The organism is Ancylobacter defluvii (assembly GCF_018390605.1).
Lineage (GTDB): Bacteria > Pseudomonadota > Alphaproteobacteria > Rhizobiales > Xanthobacteraceae > Ancylobacter > Ancylobacter defluvii.
The window spans coordinates 179164-204124 of record NZ_JAHBGD010000027.1 but is presented as its reverse complement, the minus strand read 5'-3'; the positions used below and the strand labels follow the sequence as shown (position 1 = coordinate 204124).

The window sequence follows — 24961 nt, the reverse complement described above, 5'->3', positions numbered from 1 at the left end:
GTCCGCGCGCGGAGGCATTCATGACACGTTTGTTCAAAGGGCTGGAGGGGCTGTGCCGCCTCCTGATCCTGGCGGCATTCCTCGTGCTGTCGGGCTCGGTGCTGCTGCAGGTGTTTGCCCGAACCTTCCTTGCCTCCGCCCCTGTGTGGACCGAGGAACTGACACGGTTCTGCCTGATCTATATCGGCGCCCTCGGTGCCGGTCTGGCGCTTCGCAGTGGCGACCTGGTCAATGTCGACCTTCTCTGCGAGAGCATGCCGGGTCGTCAGCCCTGGATGTTGCGGTTCCTCTGCGCGCTGCTCACCGCCGGTTTCGCCCTGGTTCTCATCCCCGCGGCCTGGGACTACACCTCGATCGGCGTGCGTCAGACCGCTCCTTCGCTCGGTTGGCGCATGGATTTCATCCACGCCGCCATGCTGGTCCTGTTCGTCACCCTCGCGCTGTGGGCGTTGATGCGCGTCTACGAGATGCTGTCCCGTCGCCATGACGGTCGCCCAATTCCGATGTCAGGGGACGAATGATGGGCCTCACACTGCTGCTTTGCACCTTCGTGATCGGGCTTGCCATTGGCCTGCCGGTCGCGGTCACACTCGGCATCTCCTCGATGGCCTATCTCGTCTTCGCGGACATCCCCCTCGTGGTGATTCCCCAGAAGATGTATGCCGGTATGGACAGCTTCGTGCTGCTCTGCATCCCCGGCTTCATCCTGGCCGGCAATCTCATGAATTCCGGCGGCATTACCGAACGCATCATCCGCTTCGCCAACGCGCTGGTCGGCTGGATGCGCGGCGGCCTTGCCCAGGCGAACATCGCCGCCTCGATGCTGTTCGGCGGCATTTCGGGTACCGCAGTTGCAGACGTCGCCTCGGTCGGCGGCATGATGATTCCCGGCATGAAAAAGGCGGGGTACCCCGCTGCCTTCTCGGCGGCGGTCACGGCGGCCTCCTCGACCGTCGGCCCGATGATCCCGCCGAGCGTGCCGATGATCATCGTCGGCTCGCTGTCCGGTCTTTCGGTCGGCAAGCTGTTCCTGGCAGGCGCGGTGCCCGGTGTGCTGATGGGGCTCGCCATGATGGTCACCACCTATTTCCTCGCGAAAAAGCACGCCTTCCCGCGCGAGCCGTTCAAGGGCCTGCGCGAACTGTTCACCTCCTTCGCGGGGGCGATCTGGGCCATCGCGATGACGGTTCTGATCGTCGGCGGCCTGCTGCTCGGCATCACCACCCCGACCGAGACGGCCATCGTCGCCTGTCTCTACGCGGTCGTTGTGGGCCTCTTCGTCTATCGCGAACTGCCCGTCAGCCGGATTCCGAAGATCATCATCGACAGCGCCATCAGTTCGGCGGGAATCCTCGTGCTGGTCGGCACGGCCAATGTATTCGGCTGGATCCTGGTGGCCGAGCGCATCCCGCAGATGCTCGCCGATACCGTGCTGTCAATCACCGACAACAAGTTCGTCGTCATCCTGCTGATCAACATCCTGCTGCTGTTCGTCGGCATGTTCATGGAGACGATCGCGGCGCTGATCATCCTGTTCGTGCCGCTGCTCACGCTGGCGACCGCGGTCGGCATCGATCCGCTGCACTTCGCCTGTTTCGCCGTGCTGAACCTGATGATCGGCTTGACGACGCCGCCCGTTGGCGTGTGCCTGTTCGTGGCGGCCAATATCGCGCGGCTGCCGCTCTCCCCGGTCATCAAGGCCATCGTGCCCTACATCATCACCAACATCATCGTCCTTCTGATGGTCAGCTATTTCGCCCCGCTCGCGACCTGGCTGCCCAACCTGCTGATGCCGTGAGGTCTGTCATGAGCGATGAAATTCCCAGCCGCGTGGTTCGCCTCCATGCGCAGGACGACCTACGGATCGAAACCCTGCAGGTCGCCGACCTTCAGGCCGGCGAGGTGCGCGTGGCCGTGCTGGCCGGCGGCATCTGCGGCTCGGACCTGCATTACTGGCACGAGGGCGGCATCGGCACGATCCGCGTGCGCGAGCCGATCATTCTCGGCCATGAGGTGGCCGGCCGCATCGAAGCGCTGGGCTTCGGCGTGGAGCGGCTCAAGGTCGGCCAACTCGTGGCGGTCAACCCCTCGCACCCTTGCGGGGAATGCGAGTTCTGCCGCAAGGGCCTGCCGCGCCATTGCATGAACATGCGCTTCAAGGGCTCGGCCATGTACCTGCCCCATGAACAGGGTATGTTCCGCGATCACCTCGTCATCGGCGCCGCCCAGTGCTTCCCGATGCCGGAGGGCGTCTCGCCCGGCGCCGCCGCGTGCAGCGAGCCGCTCGCGGTGTGCCTGCACGCCGCCAATCGCGGCGAGGCGGTCTCGGGAAGCCTGAAGGGCAAGACCGTGCTGGTGACGGGTGCCGGGCCGATCGGCGTGCTGTGCGTCGCGGTCGCCCGCCAGCGTGGCGCGGCCGAGATCCTCGTCACCGATATTCAGGATGCGACGCTCGCCATTGCCCGGAAGATGGGTGCGGACCACATCGTCAACACCGCCCGCGAGCCGGAAGGGCTTGCCCGCTGGCAGGAAGGCAAGGGCAAGGTCGACCTGGTGTTCGAGTGCTCGGCGGCGGCGGCGGCGATCCGCGATGCGGTCAGCGTGCTGCGTCCGCTCGGCACCCTGGTGCAGGTCGGCGTCGCCGGCCCGACGCCCCTGCCGCTCAACGTGATGGTGGGCAAGGAAATCCTGTTTGTCGGCTCGCAGCGCTTCGACAGCGAGTTCGCCGAGGCGGCTGAATTGATCGGATCCGGCGCCATCGATCCGCGCCCGATCATCACCTCGACCTATCCGATCGGTGAAGCGCTCGCGGCCTTCCACGCGGCCTCCGACCGCTCGGCCTCGGTCAAAGTGCAACTTGCCTTCGCTGCCAGCTGACCGCACGTTCGACACGAAACACGAAAGACGACCTCATGAGACAAACCTGGCGCTGGTTCGGCCCCAAGGACCTCTGCTCCATCGACGACATCCGGCAGGCGGATGTGGAAGGCGTGGTGTCGGCCCTTCATCATGTGCCGACCGGGGCGGTGTGGACGCCGGAAGAGATTGCCCGGCGTCAGACCGAGATCGCCACCATGACGGATGGCGCGCCCTCCACCCTCACATGGGATGTGGTCGAGAGCCTTCCGGTTTCCGAGGACATCAAGCGGCAAAGCGGCGAATGGCGCGACCATATCGCCAACTGGAAGACCTCGATGCGCCACCTGCGCGCGGCCGGCATCGAGGTGATCTGCTATAATTTCATGCCGATCCTCGACTGGACACGCACGGACCTCGCCTACCGCCTGCCGAGCGGCGCCACCTGCATGCGTTTCGACGCCATTGATTTCGCCGCTTTCGACTTGTTCATCCTGGAGCGGGCCGGTGCGATGGAGGGCTATGAGCCCGAGCTCGTCGAGACCGCCCGGGAACGCTTTTCCAGCATGTCGGACACCCGCAGGTGCGAGCTTGCCGGCAACGTTGTCTTTGGTCTTCCCGGTTCGGCCGAGGCGATGTCGATGGAGGATGTGAAGGCCCACCTGGCACGCTATGACAACATCTCGCCGAGCACCCTTCGCCAGCATCTGGTCGACTTTCTCGCGGAGGTCAGCCCGCTCGCCGAAGAGATCGGCATGCGGCTGTGCTGCCATCCCGACGACCCACCGTTCCCGCTGCTCGGACTGCCGCGCATCATGTCGACGGAGGCCGATTACCGCGCGGTGATGGAAGCCGTGGATATTCCGGCCAATGGCATCACGCTGTGCACTGGCTCGCTGGGCGCGCGCGCGGACAACAATCTGCCGGATATGATGGATCGCCTCGGCAGCAGGGTGCACTTCCTCCATTTGCGCAATGTGGCGCTGGAGGCACGCCATCTAGGCGGCTCTTTCCATGAGGCGGCACATCTGGAAGGCAATACCGACATGGTGGCGATGATCGCCGCTATCCTTGCCGAGGAAGGTCGGCGCAAGACGGCCGGGCGCGCCGACTGGAACATTCCGTTCCGCCCCGACCATGGCCAGAACATCCTCGACGATCTCAACCGGGGCGGCCAGCCGGGTTATCCTTCGATCGGACGCCTGAAAGGGCTGGCCGAACTGCGTGGGATCATGATCGCCCTGTCGCATCCGCTTCCGCGGGCTCGGCAATGAACAGGCTTTCCGCAACGGCTTTTTCCGCCGGAGCAGCCGTCTGGCCGCGTTACCGCCCGGAGGAGTATCGGGCCGGCATCGTGCATCTCGGGCTCGGCAATTTCGCTCGGGCGCATCTCCTCGACTATACCGACAAGGTGCTGGCGCGGCGCGGTGGCGACTGGCGGGTGATCGGCGTTTCGTTGCGGGGAACAGCGGTCGCCGAGGCGCTGAATCCACAGGATGGACGCTATGTGTTGATCGAGCGTGGGCTGGAGACCCATGCTCGGGTGATCGGCGCGCTCAAGCATGTGATCGCCGGCCCGCGTATGGCAAGCTGCGCGCTGGCCGCGATGTCCCGTCCCGGCTGCCGGATCGTCTCGATTACCGTGACCGAGAAGGGTTACGGTATAGCCAGCGACGGCGCTCTCGATCGTACCCATCCAGCGGTTGCGGCTGACCTAGCCCATCCCGAGGCGCCGGCCGGCGTGATCGGGCTGATCGTCGCGGCGCTCGCCGCGCGGCGAGCGGCGCGCCTGCCTGCTTTCACCGTTCTTAGCTGTGACAACCTCTCACATAACGGGCAGAAGCTGCGCCGGGCGGTTCTTGAATTCGCTGACGCGACCTACCCGCACGATCTTGCCGGCTGGATCGCGGCCCATGCCACCTTTCCCTCGACCATGGTGGACCGCATCACCCCGGCTGCCACGCGCGACACGCTGGCCGCGGCGCAGCAGCTCACCGGGCATGAAGATATTGCTGCGGTCGAAACCGAGCCTTTCCGGCAATGGGTGATAGAGGACGATTTCAGCGCTGGCCGCCCGGAGTGGGAGCTCGAAGGTGCTCTGTTCGTTCGGGATGTCGGCCCTTACGAACAGATGAAGCTGCGTATGCTCAATGGCGCGCATTCCATGCTCGCCTATAGCGGTCAGCTCTCGGGCAAGGCCTATGTGCGGGACGTGATGGCCGATCCGGCCCATGCCGTTCTGGTGCGCCGTCATCTGAAGGCCGCCGCCGCCACTGTGCGCGGCTTGGCAATTGATCTCGATGCTTATGCCACGGCTCTCGCCGAGCGTTTCACCAACCCCTCGATCGCCCATGCTACCGCGCAGATTGCAATGGACGGCACGCAGAAACTGCCCCAGCGCATCACCGCACCCGCAATGGAAGCGATGGAGGCCGGTTCGCCGGTCCGACCCTTCGCCTTCGCGCTGTCAAGCTGGGTCGCCTATCTCGCCCGCCGAGATGCCTGCGGTGCTCCAATTCGCGTTGATGATCCGCGGGCCGATGCGCTTATCGCGGCGGTCTCCGGCAGAAGGGATGCGGCGACGCTGCTTGCGACCATCGCCGCCGCCTGCCCTGACGTTCTGCCTGAAGCCATGAGTACCGGGGCATTTGGCGCAAGGCTGGAGGAGTCTCTTGACGCTATCCTGCGCGAGGGCATGACGGCGGTCATTACCCAGGAAGCAATGCTGGATGCTGAGTAAGGCGATGGGTCTTCTTTCCGTTGGCGAGGCGATGCTGAGGTCGGAACAAGAGCAGTGCGAAATCGTACGCTAAGGCCGAACGGAGCACCGTCTATCGCGGCACCCGCGCCGCTGGTCGGCAAGAACGCCCATTTAGGTGTCAGACAGCGATGGAGTATCTCGTCCGGGCTGGAGTGCGCCCCTGCGGGTAGACAGGATCAGGCTGCGGTTTTGACCGAGAGCCGGGCGTGTTGATCCTCGAACTGCTGCGGGCTGAGATAGCCGAGCGCGGAATGTAGTCGGCTTGCGTTGTAGACCTGATCGATGAAGCGCGGAAGATCGGCGGCACATCGTCGAAAATCTCGTAGGCCATAGGATAGACGGCCTCGACATTGAGCGTTTTCATGAAGCTCTCGGCCTTGGCGTTATCGTATGGATTGCTGCGGCGCCTCATCGATCCGACGAGACCGTGTTCGGCGAGCGCCTGCCGGTAGCCCGGCCGCGTATTACGAGCCACGGTCCGTGTGGTGGATATAGTTGGGAGGCGGTCTCCGCTTTTCAATGGCTGTGCGCAGGGCGGCCACCGGCCGCGGCCATCCATGGAGATCCGCACGCCGGCGTCCAGCAGCACCTGGGTGAAGCGCGGGCTGGTGAACTGGCTACTCTGGTCGGTATTGAAGATGCTCGGCCGCCCGAACCTGGACAAGGCCTCCTCCAGCGCCTCGATGCAGAAGTCCAACTCCATGGTGTTGGACAGTCGCCAGGACAGAACCCTGCGGCTGTGCCAGTCCATGATGGCGACCAGGTACAGGAACCCGCACCGCATCGGGATGTAGGTGATGTCGGCGCACCTGACCTGATCGGGCCTGTCGATGACCATGGTCCGAAGGAAATAGGGGAAGATGCGGTGCTGCGGGGGGGCGCGCGCACCGTGGTCTTCGGCCGCTGGTAGATGGCGGCCAGCCTCATCCGGGCCATGAGGCGCCGCACGCGCTTGCGCCCGACCTCATGTCCCTGCCGGCGCAGATGGCGCACCATCTGCCGCGAGCCGTACCAGGGCGTCTCGAGGAACTGGCCGTCGATCGCCCGCATGATGGCAAGGTTCTCGGGGCTTTCGGTCCGCGGGCTGCCGTAGAAGGCCGATCGGCTGATGCCGACCAGCGCACACTGGCGCGTGATCGGCAGTTCAGGATGATCTGGTTCGATCATCTCGCGTTTGGCCCCCACGCTCATCGCCCGGAGGCCCGACGCAAAGAGTCCCGTTCCACCACCAGTTGGCCGATCCTGGCATGGATCTGGTCGATCTCGCTCTCGCGGGCGCCGTCGGCGGCTTGCGCCTTGCCGGAGAACACCGTCGCCATCCCCTCGACCGCCTGCTTCTTCCAGGCGTTGATCATGGTCTGGTGGAGGCCATGCTTCGCCGCCAGCTGCGCCACTGTCTGCTCCCCGCGCAGCGCCTCCAGGGCCACCTTCGCCTTGAACTCAGCTGAATTTCGCTTCCTCTTCCCGGTCATCGGGCTCGTCCCTCCGTCAGGCCGAACCAAGCTTAACTCCCTGTCCGATTGTCGGGGACCACCTCAGTCCGGAGTGTCGCCTTTTGCGGCGTTAGACCGCCTGTCCCACGTTCACACGAGCTCCGGGTTCAGACGACGAGATCAACTTATCTTCCAGCAACACTCTGGCCGCATCGCGGTTTGCCTCCACCAAGGCGGGATCGCGTGTCGATTGGGCGATCACGATTGAGCCATGGACGAGCGACAAGATCTGAACCACGGCTTTTTCGGACTCGTTCAATGCCAAAGGCGCGACGAGTGACGCAACAAAGTCGTGCAATTGCTTGAAGTACTCGGAGATTGTCGCCTGTACGTCCGGGGAGTTAGCCTCCGGCCCGAATTCGGCCAGTCCCTTCACGAAGGGGCAGCCGCGGAAAGACGGCGCACGCAAAGGCTCGTCCAGTGCGTCAAAAATGGCGAGAACGCGCTCCAGCGGCGATAGGCCGGCTCTTTCGGTCGCGGTTGCGAGCATCTGAAACCACGCATCACTTTTATAACGCAGATAGGTAGCGATGAGGTCGGCCTTGGACGGAAAGTGCTTGTAGAAGGTCATCTTGGCCACGCCGCTTTCGGCAATGATCCGATCGATCCCGACGGAGTTGATGCTGAGCCGGTAAAACAGGTCCGACGCCGTCTTCAAGATGCGTTCTCGCGGGGCAAGGGCGTCAAGCGATCGCCCATCCACATCCATGAACGCACGCACGCCGCGCTTTTTCATTTTCCTTCACCTCAAATTCTTCGCTCGCACAAAGACAGACTAATCTGTCTATTTTTCGATTGCAAGGGTAGACAGGTCTGTATATATAGCTAGCTGAGCGCTGAGGAAAACAGAGAAGGGACTTGAGATGAGCGGAAAAGTCGTTGTTGTGACCGGTGCGAGCAGTGGTTTTGGAAATCTCACGGTATTGGAACTCGCAAGGCGAGGTCATACGGTGGTTGCGACCATGCGGGACATCGAAGGAAGAAATGCCAAGGTCCGAAAGGACCTTATCGACGCGGCTAAAGCCGAAGGACATGCGCTGCAGGTGCTGGAGATGGACGTCGCCGACGAGGCCTCGGTCAATTCCACAATCGACCAAGTCTTCAAGCAGCATGGAAAGATCGATGTTCTGGTCAACAATGCCGGATTGATGCCTGTGGGGATAACGGAAGCCTACACGGTGGCAGATATCGAGCGGCTGTTTGCGGTCAATTTCTTTGGCGCCGTGCGGGCAGACCGCGCCGTGCTGCCGCATATGCGTGCCGCCGGCAGCGGGCTCCTCGTTCACGTGACGTCCCTGATGGGCCGGGTGGTCTTTCCATTCTTCGGCACCTACTCAGCAAGCAAGTTTGCACTCGAGGGGCTTGCCGAAGCCTATCGGTATGAACTGAAGGGCTTCGGAATCGACTCCGTCATCGTCGAGCCGGGGCCATTCCCCAGCAACCTCATCTCGTCGAGCCCAGAGCCATCCGACCAGGCCGTCCTTGCATCCTACGGCGAGGTTGCGACGATCCCGGGTCATATCAAGGCCCACGCCAATGACGGACAGGACGAGGCCAATCCCCCGCGGCCCCAGCGCGTGGCAGATGCAATCACGCAACTCGTCGAGGCCACGGAGCGGCGTCCATTGCGCACAGTCGTAATGCCCGAGGGTCTGGACTTCGGTATCCATCGACTGAACGAGGCCGTACGCCCGATCCAGAACGACATGCTCACCTCGTTCGGCATGTCGGACATGCTGTGACGGGAGCCCAACGATGAGCACTCTCTACAGCACGAAAGTCGCCGCAATTGGCGGCCGCAGCGGCACCGTCCGCAGCGAGGACGGCCTTCTCGATCTCCCGCTGGCCTTGCCCACGACGATGGGCGGCAAGGGCGGCGCGACCAATCCGGAGCAACTGTTCGCGGCCGGCTATGCGGCCTGCTTCGAGAATGCGGTGATCCACGTCACCCGCAACAAGACGACCAGGGTGAAGGATGCCGACATCGTGGTGGTGGCCGAAGTGGGCTTGTCGCCAAATGGCAGCGGGGGTTTCGCGCTTTCAGTGGCGCTCGACGTTACGATCACCGGGGTCGATCAGGCAACGGCCGAGGAGATCGTGCAGGCGGCGCATGCGACGTGCCCCTATTCGAACGCGGTGAAGGACAACATCGACGTGGCCATCGTCGTTACGGTCACCTGATCTCAATGCGGGACGCGGATATGACGGAAGGGAACGACGGACCCCGTTGCGCCTGGATCGCCAAGTCTGCGTCCCGCTACCGAGTCGAACTGCTGACGGGCTCTCCCGTCCGGTGCGAGCGCTACCTGCTATCGGCGTAAACTACGACCTCCGGCGCCATCACTGGGCGGTTGCCGACTGTCGCCAAAATCGATCGATCTTCGGAGAAGGTCTCACCTCGCGATCTTGTATCCTCAGATTTGCGCTACTATCTAGTGCGCTATGAAAGAGCCCACTAGTGATTTAGCCGAAGCGGCCTCGGACAATCGGTCAGGGGCCGGCAACGAGCTGTCGTTCGCCGTTTACCGCGCAGCCAACCGGATGGCGCGGATGCACAAGCCGTTCCTCGAACCGCTGGGACTGACGTTCCCGCAATATCTTGTCTTGCTCGAACTCTTTGCCGACACGCCGCGCACGGTGGGCGAGCTGGGCGGAAAGCTCGGCATGGATACGGGCACCATCACGCCGCTGCTGAAGCGGCTGGCGATGGCGGGAAAGGTCACGCGGGTCCGCGACACTGCCGACGAACGGCGCGTCCTCATCGACCTGACACCCGCTGGCGAAACGCTCCGCCCCGCCGTCCTGGCGATCAGCGGTCAGATCAGGACCGCCTGCAAACTCGACGAACGCGGCGCCACCGACCTGCGTCGGACGCTCGACGACTTCGCCCTGCCGGCGGTCGAAAGCGATCCGAAATGACGGATCGACGATGCGGCGGCGGCAGGCGGCTCGCGATGCCAGCCCCGCGTCGCCTTCCTTTCGCATTACCTCATCCCCCCAGACACGGTCGGCTGCGGCACATCGCCAAGCCGGCTCCAAATCAAACAGCAAAAGGACAGCACACATGAAGATCGGCATTCTTGGAACCGGCAACATCGGCAAGACCCTGGTCCATCGGTTAAGCGAGGCAGGGCACGACCTGAAGGTCGCCAACTCGCGTGGTCCCGAAACGATCGGCCCCGATATCCTGTCGTCCGGCGGACGGGCGGTGACGGCAGAGGACGCGGTCCTTGATGTCGACGTCGTGATCCTCTCCATCCCCTTCAACAAGATTCCGGATGTCGCGCCACTGCTCGCCGGACTTCCGGACGAGACGGTCGTGATCGACACGTCCAACTATTATCCCTCTCGCGATAACCGGATCGAGGCCGTCGAGGCAGGGCAAGTCGAAAGCCTGTGGGTGGCCGAACAGCTCGGTCGACCGATCGCCAAAGCCTGGAACGCGATCGGCACCGCGTCCCTTGCCAACAAAGGCAAGCCGGTCGGTGCGCCGGGCCGGATCGCACTCCCCGTCGCCGCCGACCGGGACGAGGATCGCCGGGTCACGCTGGCGCTGGTCGAGGATACGGGGCTGGACGCCTTTGACGCCGGCAGCCTCGCCGATTCGTGGCACCAGCAGCCTGGCGCACCAGCCTATTGCACCGACCTGACCCGTGACGAGATGGGTCCGGCGCTGGCCGCGGCCGAAAGGGCTCGACTGCCGAAGCGTCGCGACCTCGCCGGCGCGGCGATGATGGAGCGGCTGGAGGGTGCGGCCAACGGACTTGATCCGGACTACCTGCCCCGCCTGAACCGCGCACTCTACATGTAATCGACACCATCATGCACCGGATGATGGGGCGGGCTGCCCCATCGTCCGTGGCCGACGGTGGACTGCGAGAGACCAATGACCCGCCAAATGATTATCGGTCTGCATCTGGGCAACGGATATGGCTCGCTGCCCGGCTCGTGGCGCATGTCGGGGGTCGATCCCCTGAGCTATACCAGCTTCGATGCGAAAGTCCGGCAGGCGCAAGCCGCCGAGCGTGGCAAGCTGCACTTCCTGTTCCTGCCCGATGGACCCAGTTCGGTCGCTGCCGACATCGAACATGAATCTCCCGGCTTCAATCTCGACGTCATGATGACACTCGCCGCGGTTGCCCGCGGCACCGAGCGGATCGGTCTCGTCGCCACCGGCTCGACGACCTTCAACGAGCCGTACAATCTCGCACGCCAATTCAAGGCGCTCGAAAAATCATGAGCCACGGGCACGTCTCAACCGATTCCGACATTCGCTTTTGAGCGAAATCTGAGGAGCGCTTTACCGACACGAAGCCGTGTCGCGAACCAAAGTTCGAATCCCGCCCGTTCCGCCATTTCAGTCCCAAACTGGGCACGCCTAGCCCCGCCGATTTCCCTCCTGAAACGGCAGCCAGCGTTCGGAGCAGGTCTCCTTTCGATCCGATGATGCGGACTTCCTTGTCTCCGACCTCCACTCGCTGAGCCAAGGCGCGCAAATGATCGCGCCGATAGCCGCCGCCTTCGATGCGCATGCGCTTGCGAGCGATGTCGGCGAAACGCACCACCATGGCAGGCGTCACGGCGTCCTCGCCTGAGGTGGCAAGAGAGGTTTGCGCACGGGCCACATCGGCGCGCGCCTGGTCACGGATCGCCTTGAGCCCGTCGATCCCTTCCTTCAGAGCGGGATCGGTGATGTCGGCCACGCCTGATTCGATCGCGTCATAGAGCCGGCGTAGTCTCTGGTCGGCTTCGGTGGCGCGCTTAGTAAGCTCGACTATGTGCTCGCAGCGGCGCTCCAGCCGCTCTTGGCGATGCGTGAGCATGGAGGCGAGGATTTCTTGTAGCCGCTCGGGCTGAAGGAGGCGCTGCTCGATATGGCTCGCCACAAGAGTGTCGAGGGTTTCCATAGGGATGGCGCGGCCGGCACAGCCGGTGTCGCCCTGCCGTGCCTTGATCGAGCAAGCGTAGTACCGATAGCGCCCGCTCTTGCCGGTACGGATGGTCATGGCCCCGCCGCACTGGGCGCAATAGCATATGCCGGTGAGCAGCGTCGGACCGCTCACCACGCGCGGCGGCACGATCTTCGGATTGCGCGCCTGAAGCTGCTCCTGCACGGCGTCGAAGACGGTGGTGTCGATCAGCCGCGGCACGGCGACCACCACCACCTCGCTCTCCGGCTTCTTCTGCTTGCTCTTGGAGCGGCTGTTGAACTGGTGCTCGCCGACATAGGTGCGGCGAGTCAGCACCCGGTGAAGCTGACCGATTCCCCAGCGCCCACCTTCGCGAGTGTAGATCCGGTTGCGGTTGAGATGGCTGACGATGGCCTTCACGCCCATCGGACCGGAGCGGCCATCACCATTTAGGGCGAGATCGAAGATCAGCCGCACCGTGTCGGCGTGGAGCGGATCGATCTCCAGCTTCTTCTTCACCTTGGCGCCGCGCTGTTCGGCCTCGACCACGCGATAGCCGATCGGCGGGCGAGCACCGTTCCAGAAGCCCTGCCGGGCCTTCTCCTTCTGCGCCCGCAGGACGTGCTTGGCGTTCTCCTTCGACTGGTACTCGTCAAACAGCGCCATGATCTGCCGCATCATGACGTGCATCGGGTCGTCGCCCATCTCTTGGGTGATCGACACCAGCCGCACGCCATTGCGGGCGAGTTTGCGGACATAGAATTCCAACTCGAAGTGATCGCGGAAGAAGCGCGAGAAGCTGTGCACCACCACGACATCGAAGGGCGCGGGCTTTAGCGTGCCCGCCTCAATCATCCGCTGAAATTCGGGCCGGCGGTCATTGGTCGCCGAGGCCCCCGGCTCGACATAGGTCTCGACCAGTTGATAGCCGCGAGCTTGGCAGTACGCTTCGCCTTGCCGGCGCTGGTCGGGGATCGAGACATCGTGCTCGGCTTGCCGGGCTGTGGAGACGCGCAGATACAAAGCGGCACGCAGCGGAGCGGTCATGGCAGAGCCTTTCGTGTCGGGCGGTCATTCCCCTTGGATCAGCTCCTCGAGAATATCCCCGAACCACGCGTCGAAGACAGCAATCTCCGCCTCTGTCACCGGAATGTATTCCGGCCAGTCGTCGGTGACAGTCATGGGGGTGGAGACCGGGGGCGTTCGCCGCCGACGCCGAGGCGGAGGTGTTTCGGCGTAGGTGTAGAGGTTGTCCGGCAAGTGGCCCGGCGCAGATCGATATGCGGTGTATCGAGTGGGTGAATGTGAGCGTCTGGTCATCCCTAAAACTGACGCGACGGCGACCGATGCCCAACAGCCGATCTATGACCTGCAATACGCAGTACTTCCTTGGCCAGAAGCGGCCATGTCGACACGCCCGTGCGGATGGCGGCTTTGCGCCCCCCCCCCCCGTCATTGATCCGGTAACGGCCGTGTCCCGAAAGCGGGCTTCAGTGAAATACGATATTTACGCACCTTTGAGCCAAGAGCACTCGTCAAATGCCGGCCAAAAAGACGACATTAACTTGGCAATCACCACGACTGAGCAACCGCCGTTCATGCATTGAGTGCCGGTGCGCAAGCTCGGGCGACCATTCTTGGTCTATGAGCGTAGGTCGGAACTGGGCCCGGCCAGCTTCCGCCTCGACCGGTAGGGGCGTACGCATTGTCACCACATGTAGAGCTATTAGCTGCTAACCAAGCGCAATATATTGATCTTTGCGATTAGTTGCGTAGGATCCTGAATGCTAGTCTAGGTTATGGTCGAGGCAATGGCAGGGTTCTTTTCAGCGAACGAGATCACGTTCCAGCCCATCTCGACTCCCAACAGTGGATTCAGGCCAGGGCAGATCGGAGCGCTGCATGCCGCGCTTTCGCATTTCTCGGTTTACGACGAGCCGGCTACCCTCTGCTTGCCCACCGGCTATGGCAAGACGGCGCTGATGATGGCTCTCCCCTTCGTCCTCAAAGCAAACAACGTCCTGATCGTCGAGCCTTCCGAGGCGCTCCGCCGTCAGACCACCGGTCACTTCGCCGCCCTTTCGGTTCTCAAGAGGATTGGCATCGCCGACGGGCTGACGGCCTTGCCAAACGTCTTGAGCCAGAAGGGGCGCCCTGTTGATTTGGCCGAATGGGAAGAGATGCGGGCGACCGACGTGATCGTCTCCACCCCCCAGAGCACTTCGCCAAGCGTCGCCCCGGACGCGCCGCGCGATCTTTTCGATCTCGTGATTTTCGATGAGGCGCATCATGCCCCGGCCGATACCTGGTCGGCCTATCTCTCGCACTTCGCCGGCGCGAAAGTCGTGTTTCTGACCGCCACGCCGTTCCGACGCGACCGCAAACCGATCCCGGGACGTCTGGCTTACTGGTATCCCGTGTTGAAGGCGTCACGGGAGCAGGCGTTCGGGAAGGTCACTTTCAAGCCGGCGGTGGTGAAAGACGACCGCAACGAGGAAGAGGTCGACCGGGCGGTCGCCGCCGCGGCCGTAGCTCAACTCGCCAATGACAGGAAGGACGGCTTCGATCACCGGATCTTCGCGCGCGCCGCAACCATCGCCTCCGCCAAGCAGCTGGGCGAGCTTTACGAGAAGCTCGGGGCCAAGGTCGCGGCGATCACCAGCCATCTCTCGCTGAAGCGCCAGACGGAGATCGAAGCCGAACTGATCGACGGCAAGCTCGACGGCGTTGTGTGCGTCGACATGTTTGGCGAAGGCTACGATTTCCCGAAGCTGAAAATCGCGGCCCTCCACGCGCCGCACCGCTCGCTGGTTCCGACCCTTCAGTTCATCGGTCGCTTCGCCCGAACCAACGATGTGGCGACCGGCGACGCGACCCTGGTGGCGCCTGTCAGCCGGTTGAAGGAAGCCAATACTCGGCTGTTCCAGGAGGGCGTCGACATTGCGGAGCTGATCGACGACGCAGCGCAGGCGCAGATCGCGGATGCCGAAGCCAACCGGGCGATCCTCGAGGTCCTCAAGCCCAAGAGGCAGATGGACTCGGACTACGACGCGGTGACGCCGCTGCTGCTTCAGCTTTACGCCCACGCGCGAATTTTCGAGTGCGAAGAGCGGCCCGATTTCTCACTGTTCGAAGAGACGGTCGGCCGGAACCTACTCCTGGTCAAACAGTGGACGTCCGAAGACGGATTGATCACGCTTCTGCTGACGATCGACAACTCGCCGCCCAACTGGGCGACGTCGGACGTCATCGCGAATGTCCGGCATGATTCGTTTCTTCTTGCCTTCAATGAAACCAGTAAGCTGTGCTTCATCGGGTCGACGCGGCGTACCGATCGTCTCTACATCAGCCTGATGGATACGGTTTGCGAAGACAAGCATCGGCCGATCAGCTACGAGCGGACGCGCCGCGCGCTGGCCGGCCTGACCGACCTGCGCTTCTACAACGTCGGCCTACGCAACACGACGCTGAACACCCAGACGGAATCGTATCGGACGGTGACCGGACCGCGGGCAGAGCGCGCGATGACCGCCGGAGATGCCCGCGCCTATGTCCAAGGCCATTTCTTCGGCAGCGGCGTCGTTGGAGAGGATCGCGAGACGATCGGCGCCAGCAGCAGCTCGCGCGTGTGGAGCAACCAGCGGCTGACGGTCGCCGGGTATCTCGACTGGATCACCGCCTTGAACCACCGGCTGAGCGGCGGTGGCACGATCGCCTCTTCGCAGCTGGACATCGTCCAGCACGCCAAGACGCTCGAAATGCTGCCGGAGCAGATCATCGCCGCTGGGTGGAACAAGGTTGCCTATCGCTCCGCGCCGCGGGTGCGGCTTAGACGAGGGGCCAGCCAGTGGCTCTATTTTCAGGTCACCGACCTTGAAATCGACCACTTCAACGTCTCGGCCGACCGTGCCAGGCTCGCCTTTCGTGTGGGGACGGACGCGCTCGGGATCGGCTTCGAGTTTCAGATTGGCGGCGGCGCCATCATCCGGCAGACCGAGCCCGAGTGGGCGATCGAAGTCTTGTCGGGCGTCGATGACTGGACTGAGTTCTCGACCTGGATGTCGATGAACCCGCCGGTGTTCTATTCAGCGGACAAGTCGTCGTTCCAGGGCGTGAACCTCATCAGCCCCCCGAGCGTGACGATCAACAAGCTGTCCGACGACGACACGTCGACGCTGGATTGGACCGGGTGCGCGATTGGCATTGAATATGACACGACCAAGAGCGGGGGCGAACTCACGGTTCACCAGCAACTCGAGAAGCATCTCCTCGCGGCCGATGGGCTCACGGCTCTGCTATACGATCACCGTAGTGGGGAGGCAGCTGACTACATAGCGGTCCGCCAGAACGGCGAACACGTCCAGATTTCACTCTATCACTGCAAAGGCGCCGGCGGCCAACCGTCAGGCGGTCGCGTAGGCGACGTCTACGAAGTTGCCGGGCAGGTCCTGAAGTCGGTCGCCTATTGCGATCCGATCGTTTTGCGGGAGCATGTCGAGCACAGGACGCACCTGACCCGCCACGTCACTCCGTCGAAATTCATCGTCGGCGACTTGACCGTGATCCAGAAGGCGCTTCAGGATACTGCCCCCGATAAGCTCACCTTTGCGATCTATGGCGTGCAGCCCGGAATCGCCCAGTCCCAGATTGATGAGCATCTCGCGGATCTAATGGCGTTTGGCTTGGAATACGTTCAGCGCGGCGGTGCAGCGAAGGCGGCCTGGTTAATCAGCCCGTGACGAAAGGTGTACTCGCTCGATGAGCATGTGTGCAGCGCAGCGTCAAACGCGATCCGAAGTTCGACGTATGCAGACACCGCAGTAGCGGTACGTGGAGCTCCGAAGCGAGAACGGCATAATTTGAATAGCAGACGGGCGGCTTAGGAGATTTAATCGACCGCTTTGCCCCAGAAGGTGACGATCTAAGCTTCTGGGCGCTCGCCCTCTGGCCACGTTTTGAATGGCCGCTGAAGGAGGCATTTCACTGCAGCCATGTATATTGGGAGCGTCAAGAACGTCAGCGCTAATCCCTCTGGACAGCGCCTCGATGTTGCCAGTCCCACATGACCTTCTCGTTAGCTTGAACCCAGTCGGCGAGCTTCTCGACCTCCGTGATCGCGGTCATCAGCTTCTCCTCGCTGATCTCGATCTTCGGCCCGCCCCACCAAGGCGGCGTCTCCTCGAGATCCAGGGCGTCCTCGTCAGTATGCTCCTTGTGATCGGGGCCGACGACGAACGGGTTGCGGTGCTTGAGCAGCGTCTGTTGTTATGCTTGGCTTGGAAGATAACGAAATCGGTGTTGTGGGTGAAGTCGTTGCGAGCGAGCACGACCTACTCGATGAGGTCGAAGCGCACATTACACGTCGCATATGCCTCTCTCATCACGTGCTCAATGATCTGTCGATTACCCTCGACCCACCCGACCTTGAAGTGGGCGCGCCGCGCCTTGTCATCCTTGAACTCAATGCCGAGATCGCGTTCCAGCTCCTCGAAGTAACCCTTGAGGGTATCGGCGAGAAGCGAGACGGCGAAGAGCCCAACGAGCTCCTTCACGTGCTCGGCCTGCATGAATTCCTCGACGAACGGTGGCTCGGCGCTGTCGGTGTCCGGATTAAACGGGGGGCGGGTCCCAGGGCGGCACCTCGTCCTCTATCTCGCGCTGCATCTGCTCGAACGGCAGGCGGCCCTTGCCGTAGAACAGGCGGATCAGCGCCGTGCGCTCTCGCATGAAGTAGGAGAGATTCATCTAGTCGCCTCGGATCACATCAAGGAATGCCTGGGTCCACACCGACTGCAGCTCGGCGTGGGTGCAGTGCACCCGTTCGAAGCCCTTGCGCTTGGAATCGAGCAGCGTGAGCACGCGTTGCTCCATCTTGTAGGCAGCGTCGCGGTTCTTCATTCGCTGATGGAAGCCCACGTCCCATTGCTCCAGACCGCCAAGTTCTATCGGGATGTGCTGATTGACGGAGGCGCAACGCTCATCGATGTCGTCAGCCCACCCGATCTTCCAGACGTCGCGCTTCCCGAAGCGAAGGCCATATGTCCACGACTCGCCTTCGGTTGCGGACCGATTGACATGATAGCTGGCATCGGTCGGACGTGGCCCCGTGGTGTTGCGGAGGGCATAGTTCAGTCGCCGCATACGCTCCAGCGCCGGCAGGACGGGCAGTTCGATCTCGACGGCGTTCAGCGCCATGATCGCCGCGACGTCGGCGAAATCGATGATTTCCTCCACTCCGGATGTTGCCACCATCGTCAGCTGACGCGATAGCGTCTGCGTCAGCACCGGCGCCGGCTCGAACTGCCAGACCCGTGTCGTGGCCACTGCGTACGGGAACTTGAAGTTTCCGCGCTCATCGAAGTCGCGCTCGTCGAGCTGGCCGCGATCCACCAAATCCAACGTCCGCAGCGGCTCGAAGCCGATCTCGGCCATGCCCAGGATTCTGCCCTGGTGTTCTTCGGCGGTACGTTCAGTCTGGGTACCAACGAGTACAAGCCGGTCGCCGCGGCCTGCCATCCGCAACAACCTGTCGACGTGGCCCTTCACGCCGAAGGTGGCCAGCGGCAGTCGCTTGAATCCGAAGCCCCATACGCGCGTCGCGAAAAGCTTCATCGCTGCTCCTTACTCGGCGAGCTCGGCCGACCGGACCTTCCGCAGCGTGCCCGTGGTCGGCACCCGAACCGAGAACCAATCGAACCGCATGATGTCGGCCTGCTCCTGCTTCCAGGTCTTCCCCGGGCGCGTAAGCACGTGGTCGCCAGGGGCATCGGTGCTTTCGTTGACGACGATGCAATTCAAGGCCGGAAGGTCGTTTTCGACGCAGCATGTGCCTACAAGGCCGAGCGTCCGAGCGAGCGTGATGCCCGCGCGGCGATCCATGCCCATCGCCTCAGCGAGGTCGCCGTAAGTCATAGTGTACGGAGCCCTGGGGTTTCGCTTCGACAGCATCACGTGGGCGACGAGGATGAGCCATATCTGCTGGGCTCGGACGTGGACCGCATCGCCACGGGCAAAGCGTCTCAGCGGCGGGGCTTCGATATCGGGCACGGTAGTCTCCTGTTGCAGGAACCGTGCAAATCTGCACGTTAACAGCAAAAGTGCAAGAGGAATGCAATCGAGGCGAGGTGCGAGCTTTCTCCCTCGACCGCGCTCGATCCTCGTGGAAAACGCTGCACTTCAAGCTCGATGAACCAATGGACAAGGCCACGCAAAGAGCGCTACCCACACGATCTGGCACCCTGTCGGTGACGCGCCCGTTCGCCGGTTCTTGAACAGTCCCGTCTGCGTCGAGCGCACTCTCCGACCGAGCAGCGTCGACGCTAGAGTGCGATCGACTAGGCCCCGTCGACTCGCTGCCGCCAAGCGCCTAGCAGCGCTCCCGACATGCCGAGACGCGCAAACCATTGGTCGAGAGCCTGCTTTCGGGGCTTTCCTGCCGATTGGCGTCGCAATTGGGAACGTCGGGTTATGCTGCCACCGGTCATTCGTGGATTCTTTGAAACCCTTCTCCCAGGCTCGACGTGGAAACGAGCTCCTCAAACCCCGAAGAAGGAGCACGGCATGGAGGGGTCGAGAAAGGTGAGCGGATTGGATGAGCCAATCACATATTCGGGCCAACGATCCGCGAGATCAGAGGGTGGACGGAGTGGCGAGCGGCGGCAGGCACTCCCCGCCGCGTCGTGCCATGACTGCACGATCTCCTTGATCATCGTCTCTCCGAGTATGGCAGGCACGGTGAAGCGGACCGAGCGATCCATGTCGTCGAGGCAGAGATGGACGAGGTGATGGTGCAGAGTGCGTGTCCGCTCCAGAAGGTAGGGCAGATCGAAAGTCCGACCGTCTTGGGCGAACATGTAGAAATCGTAGAGGTGCCCCGGCATTCCCGCTTCTAGCGGCTCCCGACACCATGGTCTTCGCTGTGATCGAACGCTCAATCCCACCACCAACGATTTGTCGCGGAAGCCTACCTGAGCCCACGTCTTCTCCTCCACCTCGACCCACGGCAGCGGATCAAATGGAAGGAAGTGCTTGGCGATCGGGTCGCTCTCCTGCGGTATAACCGCGTTCATGTCGTTGTAGCTGGTGCAGAACGTCCAGAAGCCTTTGTCGATGTCGCGGAGGAATTGCTTGAGGCGCGCTAGGTCATCGACATGGCCCACCCGGAAGTGGGCCACCCGATGACGAATCTGCGCCACTTCCCTGAGTTTCGCGTCCCAGAGGTCCTTGGGCGGCAGATAAACCGAGAAGCAATCCCAATGGTTCGCGATGAGCTCGGTCAATTTGCTGAGCTGGGCGTAGCTCAGCGCATTCATCTCGGGCGTCGGCATATGGGTCAGGGATTTGTCGGCCTGGAACGAATTGGAGCTGGGGTTCAGGCCTTTCGCCCAATCATCACCAAGCAAAGCTCGCAGCTCGACATAGACCATGGTTCGCAACCAGGTTTCGAGCTGCCACAAGCGAGAATAGGTATTAAGGACGTGGACCGGGACCTCCGGGACCTGCTCGAAGCCGCTCTGATCTTTCGTATCGTTGCCCTCGGACATCCAGGTTCCACTTTCACAGCGCACGCGGGCAGGTGATTACCGAGCTGCCCGTTGATATGGATTGCTGATGACACAGCTTTTTTCCCAGGCACAGCTAGAAGCCATCGCCGGCGCACTTGGCGATACCGAGGAAGGCTTGCGTGGCCAAGAAATTGTGATGCTGATTGCCGCCTGCAAGATGGTCGACCCCGGCGAGATTACCAAGTGGCAGCGCATCTACAACGCGCTCGCGGAAGCCCATGCCGGTCCGCTACGGCAGGGTCAAGGCCGTAGCCGCGTGAGCGGTGGCGCGAAGCGCCAGCCTTGATTCGGCGGCAGCAGACCGGCCACCTTTTTCCCGCGGAAGGCCTTTCCCATGAATGGCGTTGGCCGGCGAACGGAGATATCATCAGGATCGACGCTCTGCCACGGCTCGGAATGCACGCCGCCGGCAAGAGCGAGCAGCAGCAAGGTAGCGAGCAGAGTGCGCAGGATACCGTCCGGCTGCTGCACTAGTTAGAGAGGCGCGGCGGGGGCTCAGGCAGTGCCTGCAGCGCCGCGATGATCGCCTTCGTGCTCTTGCCGGCAGCGCACATGCCGTCTGCCAGCTCCCCAAAGTCAACGAGATCGTGATGGCGAGTGTCGCTCGCCCGTTGGAGCGGGATGAGCCAGGCGGCATGACCCCGCGCCGTCAGCCCCTCGAAATAAAGTCTCTGCGCAGAGAAGGGCACATTGGTCTCGCGCGGGTCGCCGATGACAAAGATGCGGCGCTGCGGATCGGCTGGGATCTTGTCGAGCGCGTCATAGGGATCGAAGCGCGTTAGCCTCTCACTCGGCTTCAGCAGGCCACGGGCTTCCAGATAGGCGCGATAGGCTGAGGCCCCGGATGAAATCACGGCACAACGAAGATCTTGGCGCCGCGCGAGCATCTCAGCCACCAGCGTTCCGCCGCCGCTGTGGCCGCCGAGCGCAAACGCGCCGATGCCGTATCGCTCCTTAAGCCCGTCGAGCGCGGCATCGACCAGTGCCGCCTCGACCGGCCTGCCGCGCATCGTGAAATGCTTGCCGGCGCTGCCATAGGTGCCGGGACGGGCGAGAAAGATCGCAGGCACGCCGAACTCGCTCGAGAGTCGCTGTTCGAGCGCCACCATCTCGCGCGGTCCGAAGCCGCTCTGCCTCTTGTCGGCATTGTTGCCCTTCGGCCCAAGCACATCGCCGTTCAGCCAGACCATGGCGACGGGATTCGGTCCGGGCGCGAATGCAAGGCCGGCCGCGAAATAGCGCATACAGACAGAAGCACCGCCAGCTTGAACCCAGATTGCGGTATTCTTCTGCTCCAACGCCGCGCATTCCTGCTGCGTGATCGCGATGCCAGCGACCACCTTGGCGGGATCGAAATTCGCCTTCTCCGGCACGGACTGAGCTAGGGCTGGCCCCGTTGCTGTGGCAAGGGCCAAGCTTATCACTGCCGCACGGCAGATTGTCGTCGATAGAGTCTTCATGCTTCCTCCGTCTTCGTTCGGGCGAGAGAAGAGCGATCGAATCCGCCCCATCTTTGGCGACGGGTTCCATGCCTCGCCCTCGACCAGCGGCGGAACACGCTCGTCGACATGGGGCTAGCCACACGGCGGCCCAGCGGCGGCATCGAGGTGCCCGATCTCATCAACCGCCTTCAGCGCCGCGAGGTGGAGCGCGTTGCCGCCGACCTCGCCAAAACGACCGGTTTGACCTACCAGCCCTCCAGTCGCGGCGAGTATGTCTCCGGCATTGTGACACGCCAGCTTCAGCTGGTTTCCGGCCGCTTCGCCATGCTGGAGGACGGGCTCGGCTTCCAGCTCGTGCCCTGGCAGCCGGTGCTCGACAAGCAGATCGGCCGTCACCTCTCGGGCGTCATGCGCGGCAGCGGCGGGATCGAGTGGAAATCTTGGCCGGCATAGGGGGGGCTGGGGCTCTAGTATAATTATCCCGTTATTTAAGGGCCTGATCCGCATTAGACCGACCGGCGCTATCTCGTACAATCAGTGCCACCGGCAGGCGGACGCAGCGGGCAGGACGAGGCTTCTTATCTCGAATACGCTCGATCAACATTTCCGCTGCGTGACGCCCCATTTCACCCCGGTCCCACGACAGTGCCGAGATCGGTGGCGATCCGAGTTCGGCGAGGTCCGAGTCGCTGCCCGCCACGATGCCGATATCCCTGCCCGGCACCATTTGGGCCGCGCGAATCGCGCGCAGTGTTCCTGGAAGCATGTCCACGGCCGCGACGAACAGCGCAGTAGGGCGGTTGTCGCCGGAAAGCAGCGTCGTGGTCTCGCGGAAGGCGACCTCGTTGGACAGCACGTGGTTGCGGATCAGACGTTCTTCGACCTGCACGCCATGACGATCATGCGTGCGCCTGTAGCCGGCAATGCGACTACGCGAGGGATAGGCGGCGGGATCGCCAACGATCATTCCGATGCGGCGGTGACCGAGTGCGAGCAGATGTGAGGTCGCCTGATCGGCACCGTCCTCATGGTCGGCCATGACGCGGTCGACATTGGTCATCATCTCCCGGTCGATCAGCACGATGGGCATGGACGCCGAGGCAATGCCCTGTGCGAGTTCTACGTCCGCCTCGTCGCTCATCGTCATCATCACGCCCTCAACGCGACGCTGCGCGAAGCTGCGCAGAAGGGAGAGTTCGACGTCCTTCTCGTTCGACGTGCTGGCGAGCAGCAGCGTGTAGCCCGCCTCGCGGAACACCGCCTCGGCCGCCTTCACATAGCTGGCGAAGGCGGGGATGTCGAAATCGCGTATCGCACAGGCCACCATGCGGGTGCGGGCATTGCGCAGGCTGCCGGCGACCGCGTCGCGCTCATAGCCGAGCGCCTCGATCGCCTCGCGCACGGCCCGCCGCGCCTGCGGTGTAACCGATGGATGGTCGTTGAGCACGCGCGAGACGGTGCCCAGCGCCACCCCCGCTTTTGCCGCCACATCGCGGATCGTCGCCTTCTTGATCACCGCCATGACCGCCCCTCGCTGCCGCGCCGCAGTACCGCCTGCCGGGATTTGAGGCGCGATTTCGCCTTTCGAGGCAGCAGTTGGGCGACATTTGCGCAGATAATTTGGAACCGGTTCATTGACTAATATTCCTGTTGTGTAAGCATTTACATATCATCAAATGGGAATCGATGAACATGTTCCAAATCGCCGAACGCCTCGCCCGCGTCAAGCCGTCCCCAACCGTGATGCTCAATGGCCGCGTCGCCGAGTTGGCCGCGCAGGGGCGCAGCGTTCTGAGCCTGGTCGCGGGCGAGCCGGACTTCGACACGCCGGAACACATCAAGCAGGCCGCGAAAGACGCCATCGACCGCGGCGACACCAAATACACTGCGGTCAACGGCACGCCAGCCCTGCGCGCCGCCATTGCCCGCAAGTTCGAGCGCGAGAACGGGCTCGCCTACAAGCCGGACGAGATCATCGTCGGCAGCGGCGGCAAGCAGGTGGTCTACAACGCGCTGATGGCCAGTCTGTCGGCGGGGGACGAGGTGATCATCCCCGCGCCCTACTGGGTGTCCTATCCCGAGATGGTGCTGCTTGCCGAGGCCACGCCGGTGATCGTGCCCTGCGCGCCGGAGAAGGGCTTCCGCCTCGACCCCGCCGACCTCGACGCCGCCATCACCGAGCGGACCCGCTGGGTGATCCTGAACTCGCCGTCCAACCCATCCGGCGCTGCCTACAGGCGCGAGGAGCTTGCCGCGCTCGCCGAGGTGCTGCTGTGCCATCCGCAGGTCTGGATACTCACCGACGACATCTATGAGCATCTGACCTATGGCGACTTCCGCTTCACCACCATCGCCGCCGTGGAGCCGCGGCTGCGGTCGCGCACGCTCACCATGAACGGCGTTTCCAAGACATATTGCATGACCGGCTGGCGCATCGGCTATGCCGGCGGCCCGAAGCCGCTGATCCGGGCGATGTCGGCGATCCAGTCGCATTCCACCACCAACGCCTGCTCCATCAGCCAGGCGGCGGCGGTGGCGGCGCTCGACGGGCCGCAGGACTTCATCGCCGGCCATGTCGCGGCCTTCGCGCGCCGACGCGACAGGGTGGCGGCCGGGCTCAACGCGATCGAAGGCCTGACCTGCCGCGTGCCCGAGGGTGCCTTCTATCTCTTCGCCTCCTGCGAGGCCCTGCTCGGTAGCCGGGCGCCGGACGGGCAGCGCATCACCACCGACGAGGATGTTGCGCTGTATCTTCTGGACGCCGCGGGCGTCGGGCTGGTGCATGGCTCGGCCTTCGGCTGCCCCGGCTACGTCCGCCTGTCCTACGCCGCCTCCGACGAGAAGCTCGACGCTGCGATCGCTCGCATCGGCGTGGCCTGCGCGGCGCTGGAAACGGCCGCCTCGGCGCAGGCTCTCGGCTAGGCACCGGCAGGCG

Annotated in this window: 23 protein-coding genes and 1 pseudogene; 14 read left to right on the top strand and 10 right to left on the bottom strand. The window is 63.2% G+C overall.

Translation table 11 applies throughout. The features are described 5' to 3' along the window. Positions 1-20: 20 nt before the first annotated feature. From KHC24_RS23285 to KHC24_RS23265, 5 genes are read left to right on the top strand one after another with little or no spacing between them, the layout of a single operon-like run. Positions 21-521 carry a TRAP transporter small permease gene (locus tag KHC24_RS23285; RefSeq protein ID WP_213366483.1) on the top strand — a complete coding sequence of 167 codons (501 nt, stop codon included), beginning with the start codon at positions 21-23 and terminating at the stop codon, positions 519-521. Next, the gene (locus KHC24_RS23280) at positions 518-1798 is read left to right on the top strand and encodes a TRAP transporter large permease (RefSeq protein WP_246547562.1); all 1281 of its coding nucleotides are present in this window, start codon (positions 518-520) and stop codon (positions 1796-1798) included. Before KHC24_RS23285 ends, KHC24_RS23280 begins: the two co-directional genes overlap by 4 nt. A gap of 20 nt (positions 1799-1818) precedes the next feature. After that, on the top strand, positions 1819-2877 hold the full coding sequence (locus tag KHC24_RS23275; RefSeq protein ID WP_213366579.1) for an L-idonate 5-dehydrogenase: 1059 nt from the start codon (positions 1819-1821) through the stop codon (positions 2875-2877). Positions 2878-2912: 35 nt separating this feature from the next. Further along, positions 2913-4130, top strand: a complete 1218-nt coding sequence (uxuA, locus tag KHC24_RS23270) for a mannonate dehydratase (RefSeq protein WP_213366481.1) — start codon at positions 2913-2915, stop codon at positions 4128-4130. Beyond that, positions 4127-5596, top strand: a complete 1470-nt coding sequence (locus tag KHC24_RS23265; protein WP_213366477.1) for a mannitol dehydrogenase family protein — start codon at positions 4127-4129, stop codon at positions 5594-5596. The genes uxuA and KHC24_RS23265 overlap by 4 nt, the downstream gene beginning before the upstream one ends. Positions 5597-6155: 559 nt before the next feature. On the opposite strand, the pseudogene KHC24_RS25300 reads toward KHC24_RS23265, so the two are convergent. Both KHC24_RS25300 and KHC24_RS23245 read right to left on the bottom strand, forming a co-directional pair. After that, a pseudogene (locus KHC24_RS25300) lies at positions 6156-7089 on the bottom strand (IS3 family transposase); the annotation flags it as partial. A gap of 91 nt (positions 7090-7180) precedes the next feature. Beyond that, positions 7181-7846, bottom strand: coding sequence for a TetR/AcrR family transcriptional regulator (locus tag KHC24_RS23245; protein ID WP_213366465.1), 666 nt, complete (start codon positions 7844-7846; stop codon positions 7181-7183). A 127-nt stretch (positions 7847-7973) separates the two neighbouring features. Here KHC24_RS23245 and KHC24_RS23240 point away from each other — a divergent pair, with 127 nt between their 5' ends. The 5 genes from KHC24_RS23240 to KHC24_RS23220 all read left to right on the top strand — a co-directional run bounded on the left by KHC24_RS23240 (position 7974) and on the right by KHC24_RS23220 (position 11350). Next, positions 7974-8852 (top strand): SDR family oxidoreductase, encoded by an 879-nt coding sequence (locus tag KHC24_RS23240; RefSeq protein ID WP_213366463.1) that lies wholly within the window; start codon positions 7974-7976, stop codon positions 8850-8852. A gap of 13 nt (positions 8853-8865) precedes the next feature. Continuing rightward, complete coding sequence (locus KHC24_RS23235; RefSeq protein ID WP_213366460.1) at positions 8866-9291, top strand: organic hydroperoxide resistance protein; 426 nt, start codon at positions 8866-8868, stop codon at positions 9289-9291. Between the two features lie 369 nt (positions 9292-9660). Continuing rightward, positions 9661-10029 (top strand): MarR family winged helix-turn-helix transcriptional regulator, encoded by a 369-nt coding sequence (locus tag KHC24_RS23230; protein WP_213366457.1) that lies wholly within the window; start codon positions 9661-9663, stop codon positions 10027-10029. 145 nt (positions 10030-10174) lie between these two features. Then, positions 10175-10921 carry an NADPH-dependent F420 reductase gene (locus KHC24_RS23225; protein ID WP_246547558.1) on the top strand — a complete coding sequence of 249 codons (747 nt, stop codon included), beginning with the start codon at positions 10175-10177 and terminating at the stop codon, positions 10919-10921. 75 nt (positions 10922-10996) lie between these two features. Beyond that, complete coding sequence (locus KHC24_RS23220; protein ID WP_213366451.1) at positions 10997-11350, top strand: LLM class flavin-dependent oxidoreductase; 354 nt, start codon at positions 10997-10999, stop codon at positions 11348-11350. Here KHC24_RS23220 and KHC24_RS23215 read toward each other — a convergent pair. Beyond that, complete coding sequence (locus KHC24_RS23215) at positions 11328-13067, bottom strand: recombinase family protein (RefSeq protein ID WP_213366448.1); 1740 nt, start codon at positions 13065-13067, stop codon at positions 11328-11330. The two genes, KHC24_RS23220 and KHC24_RS23215, sit on opposite strands and share 23 nt — an antisense overlap. Positions 13068-13819: 752 nt before the next feature. Here KHC24_RS23215 and KHC24_RS23210 point away from each other — a divergent pair. Beyond that, positions 13820-16759 carry a DEAD/DEAH box helicase gene (locus KHC24_RS23210; protein WP_246547557.1) on the top strand — a complete coding sequence of 980 codons (2940 nt, stop codon included), beginning with the start codon at positions 13820-13822 and terminating at the stop codon, positions 16757-16759. Positions 16760-17350: 591 nt separating this feature from the next. Here the strand turns inward: KHC24_RS23210 and KHC24_RS23205 are convergent. The 5 genes from KHC24_RS23205 to KHC24_RS23190 all read right to left on the bottom strand — a co-directional run bounded on the left by KHC24_RS23205 (position 17351) and on the right by KHC24_RS23190 (position 20563). After that, positions 17351-17587 (bottom strand): hypothetical protein, encoded by a 237-nt coding sequence (locus KHC24_RS23205; protein ID WP_213366445.1) that lies wholly within the window; start codon positions 17585-17587, stop codon positions 17351-17353. 43 nt (positions 17588-17630) lie between these two features. Beyond that, complete coding sequence (locus KHC24_RS25470) at positions 17631-17765, bottom strand: hypothetical protein (protein WP_271180521.1); 135 nt, start codon at positions 17763-17765, stop codon at positions 17631-17633. After that, positions 17766-18632, bottom strand: coding sequence for a GIY-YIG nuclease family protein (locus KHC24_RS23200; RefSeq protein ID WP_213366442.1), 867 nt, complete (start codon positions 18630-18632; stop codon positions 17766-17768). It lies immediately after the preceding gene. Between the two features lie 9 nt (positions 18633-18641). Next, entirely contained in the window at positions 18642-19067 is a 426-nt protein-coding gene (locus KHC24_RS23195) for a hypothetical protein (RefSeq protein ID WP_213366439.1), read from the bottom strand. Positions 19068-19555: 488 nt separating this feature from the next. Further along, positions 19556-20563, bottom strand: a complete 1008-nt coding sequence (locus tag KHC24_RS23190) for a hypothetical protein (RefSeq protein WP_213366436.1) — start codon at positions 20561-20563, stop codon at positions 19556-19558. Between the two features lie 67 nt (positions 20564-20630). On the opposite strand from KHC24_RS23190, the gene KHC24_RS23185 reads away from it, so the two are divergent. Continuing rightward, positions 20631-20870: a hypothetical protein gene (locus tag KHC24_RS23185; protein WP_213366435.1), complete on the top strand. Its 240-nt coding sequence runs from the start codon at positions 20631-20633 to the stop codon at positions 20868-20870. 184 nt (positions 20871-21054) lie between these two features. Here the strand turns inward: KHC24_RS23185 and KHC24_RS23180 are convergent, their stop codons facing one another. Further along, entirely contained in the window at positions 21055-22044 is a 990-nt protein-coding gene (locus KHC24_RS23180) for an alpha/beta hydrolase family protein (protein WP_246547555.1), read from the bottom strand. A gap of 108 nt (positions 22045-22152) precedes the next feature. On the opposite strand from KHC24_RS23180, the gene KHC24_RS23175 reads away from it, so the two are divergent. Further along, on the top strand, positions 22153-22479 hold the full coding sequence (locus KHC24_RS23175; protein WP_246547553.1) for a DUF3363 domain-containing protein: 327 nt from the start codon (positions 22153-22155) through the stop codon (positions 22477-22479). A gap of 31 nt (positions 22480-22510) precedes the next feature. Here KHC24_RS23175 and KHC24_RS23170 read toward each other — a convergent pair whose 3' ends face one another. Beyond that, complete coding sequence (locus KHC24_RS23170; RefSeq protein ID WP_213366429.1) at positions 22511-23548, bottom strand: LacI family DNA-binding transcriptional regulator; 1038 nt, start codon at positions 23546-23548, stop codon at positions 22511-22513. 170 nt (positions 23549-23718) lie between these two features. Between KHC24_RS23170 and KHC24_RS23165 the strand changes: the two genes are divergently transcribed. After that, on the top strand, positions 23719-24948 hold the full coding sequence (locus KHC24_RS23165; RefSeq protein ID WP_213366576.1) for a pyridoxal phosphate-dependent aminotransferase: 1230 nt from the start codon (positions 23719-23721) through the stop codon (positions 24946-24948). Positions 24949-24961: the final 13 nt, after the last annotated feature.

What these genes read in the sequence shown, in the direction of transcription:
- KHC24_RS23285 (WP_213366483.1), top strand. Translation starts at nt 21, where the DNA reads ATGACACGTTTGTTCAAAGGGCTGGAGGGGCTGTGCCGCCTCCTGATC.
- KHC24_RS23280 (WP_246547562.1), top strand. Translation starts at nt 518, where the DNA reads ATGATGGGCCTCACACTGCTGCTTTGCACCTTCGTGATCGGGCTTGCC.
- uxuA (WP_213366481.1), top strand. Translation starts at nt 2,913, where the DNA reads ATGAGACAAACCTGGCGCTGGTTCGGCCCCAAGGACCTCTGCTCCATC.
- KHC24_RS23265 (WP_213366477.1), top strand. Translation starts at nt 4,127, where the DNA reads ATGAACAGGCTTTCCGCAACGGCTTTTTCCGCCGGAGCAGCCGTCTGG.
- KHC24_RS23245 (WP_213366465.1), bottom strand. Translation starts at nt 7,846, where the DNA reads ATGAAAAAGCGCGGCGTGCGTGCGTTCATGGATGTGGATGGGCGATCG.
- KHC24_RS23240 (WP_213366463.1), top strand. Translation starts at nt 7,974, where the DNA reads ATGAGCGGAAAAGTCGTTGTTGTGACCGGTGCGAGCAGTGGTTTTGGA.
- KHC24_RS23235 (WP_213366460.1), top strand. Translation starts at nt 8,866, where the DNA reads ATGAGCACTCTCTACAGCACGAAAGTCGCCGCAATTGGCGGCCGCAGC.
- KHC24_RS23230 (WP_213366457.1), top strand. Translation starts at nt 9,661, where the DNA reads ATGCACAAGCCGTTCCTCGAACCGCTGGGACTGACGTTCCCGCAATAT.
- KHC24_RS23225 (WP_246547558.1), top strand. Translation starts at nt 10,175, where the DNA reads ATGAAGATCGGCATTCTTGGAACCGGCAACATCGGCAAGACCCTGGTC.
- KHC24_RS23220 (WP_213366451.1), top strand. Translation starts at nt 10,997, where the DNA reads ATGACCCGCCAAATGATTATCGGTCTGCATCTGGGCAACGGATATGGC.
- KHC24_RS23215 (WP_213366448.1), bottom strand. Translation starts at nt 13,067, where the DNA reads ATGACCGCTCCGCTGCGTGCCGCTTTGTATCTGCGCGTCTCCACAGCC.
- KHC24_RS23210 (WP_246547557.1), top strand. Translation starts at nt 13,820, where the DNA reads ATGGTCGAGGCAATGGCAGGGTTCTTTTCAGCGAACGAGATCACGTTC.
- KHC24_RS23205 (WP_213366445.1), bottom strand. Translation starts at nt 17,587, where the DNA reads ATGCAGGCCGAGCACGTGAAGGAGCTCGTTGGGCTCTTCGCCGTCTCG.
- KHC24_RS25470 (WP_271180521.1), bottom strand. Translation starts at nt 17,765, where the DNA reads ATGAATCTCTCCTACTTCATGCGAGAGCGCACGGCGCTGATCCGCCTG.
- KHC24_RS23200 (WP_213366442.1), bottom strand. Translation starts at nt 18,632, where the DNA reads ATGAAGCTTTTCGCGACGCGCGTATGGGGCTTCGGATTCAAGCGACTG.
- KHC24_RS23190 (WP_213366436.1), bottom strand. Translation starts at nt 20,563, where the DNA reads ATGTCCGAGGGCAACGATACGAAAGATCAGAGCGGCTTCGAGCAGGTC.
- KHC24_RS23185 (WP_213366435.1), top strand. Translation starts at nt 20,631, where the DNA reads ATGACACAGCTTTTTTCCCAGGCACAGCTAGAAGCCATCGCCGGCGCA.
- KHC24_RS23180 (WP_246547555.1), bottom strand. Translation starts at nt 22,044, where the DNA reads ATGAAGACTCTATCGACGACAATCTGCCGTGCGGCAGTGATAAGCTTG.
- KHC24_RS23175 (WP_246547553.1), top strand. Translation starts at nt 22,153, where the DNA reads ATGGGGCTAGCCACACGGCGGCCCAGCGGCGGCATCGAGGTGCCCGAT.
- KHC24_RS23170 (WP_213366429.1), bottom strand. Translation starts at nt 23,548, where the DNA reads ATGGCGGTGATCAAGAAGGCGACGATCCGCGATGTGGCGGCAAAAGCG.
- KHC24_RS23165 (WP_213366576.1), top strand. Translation starts at nt 23,719, where the DNA reads ATGTTCCAAATCGCCGAACGCCTCGCCCGCGTCAAGCCGTCCCCAACC.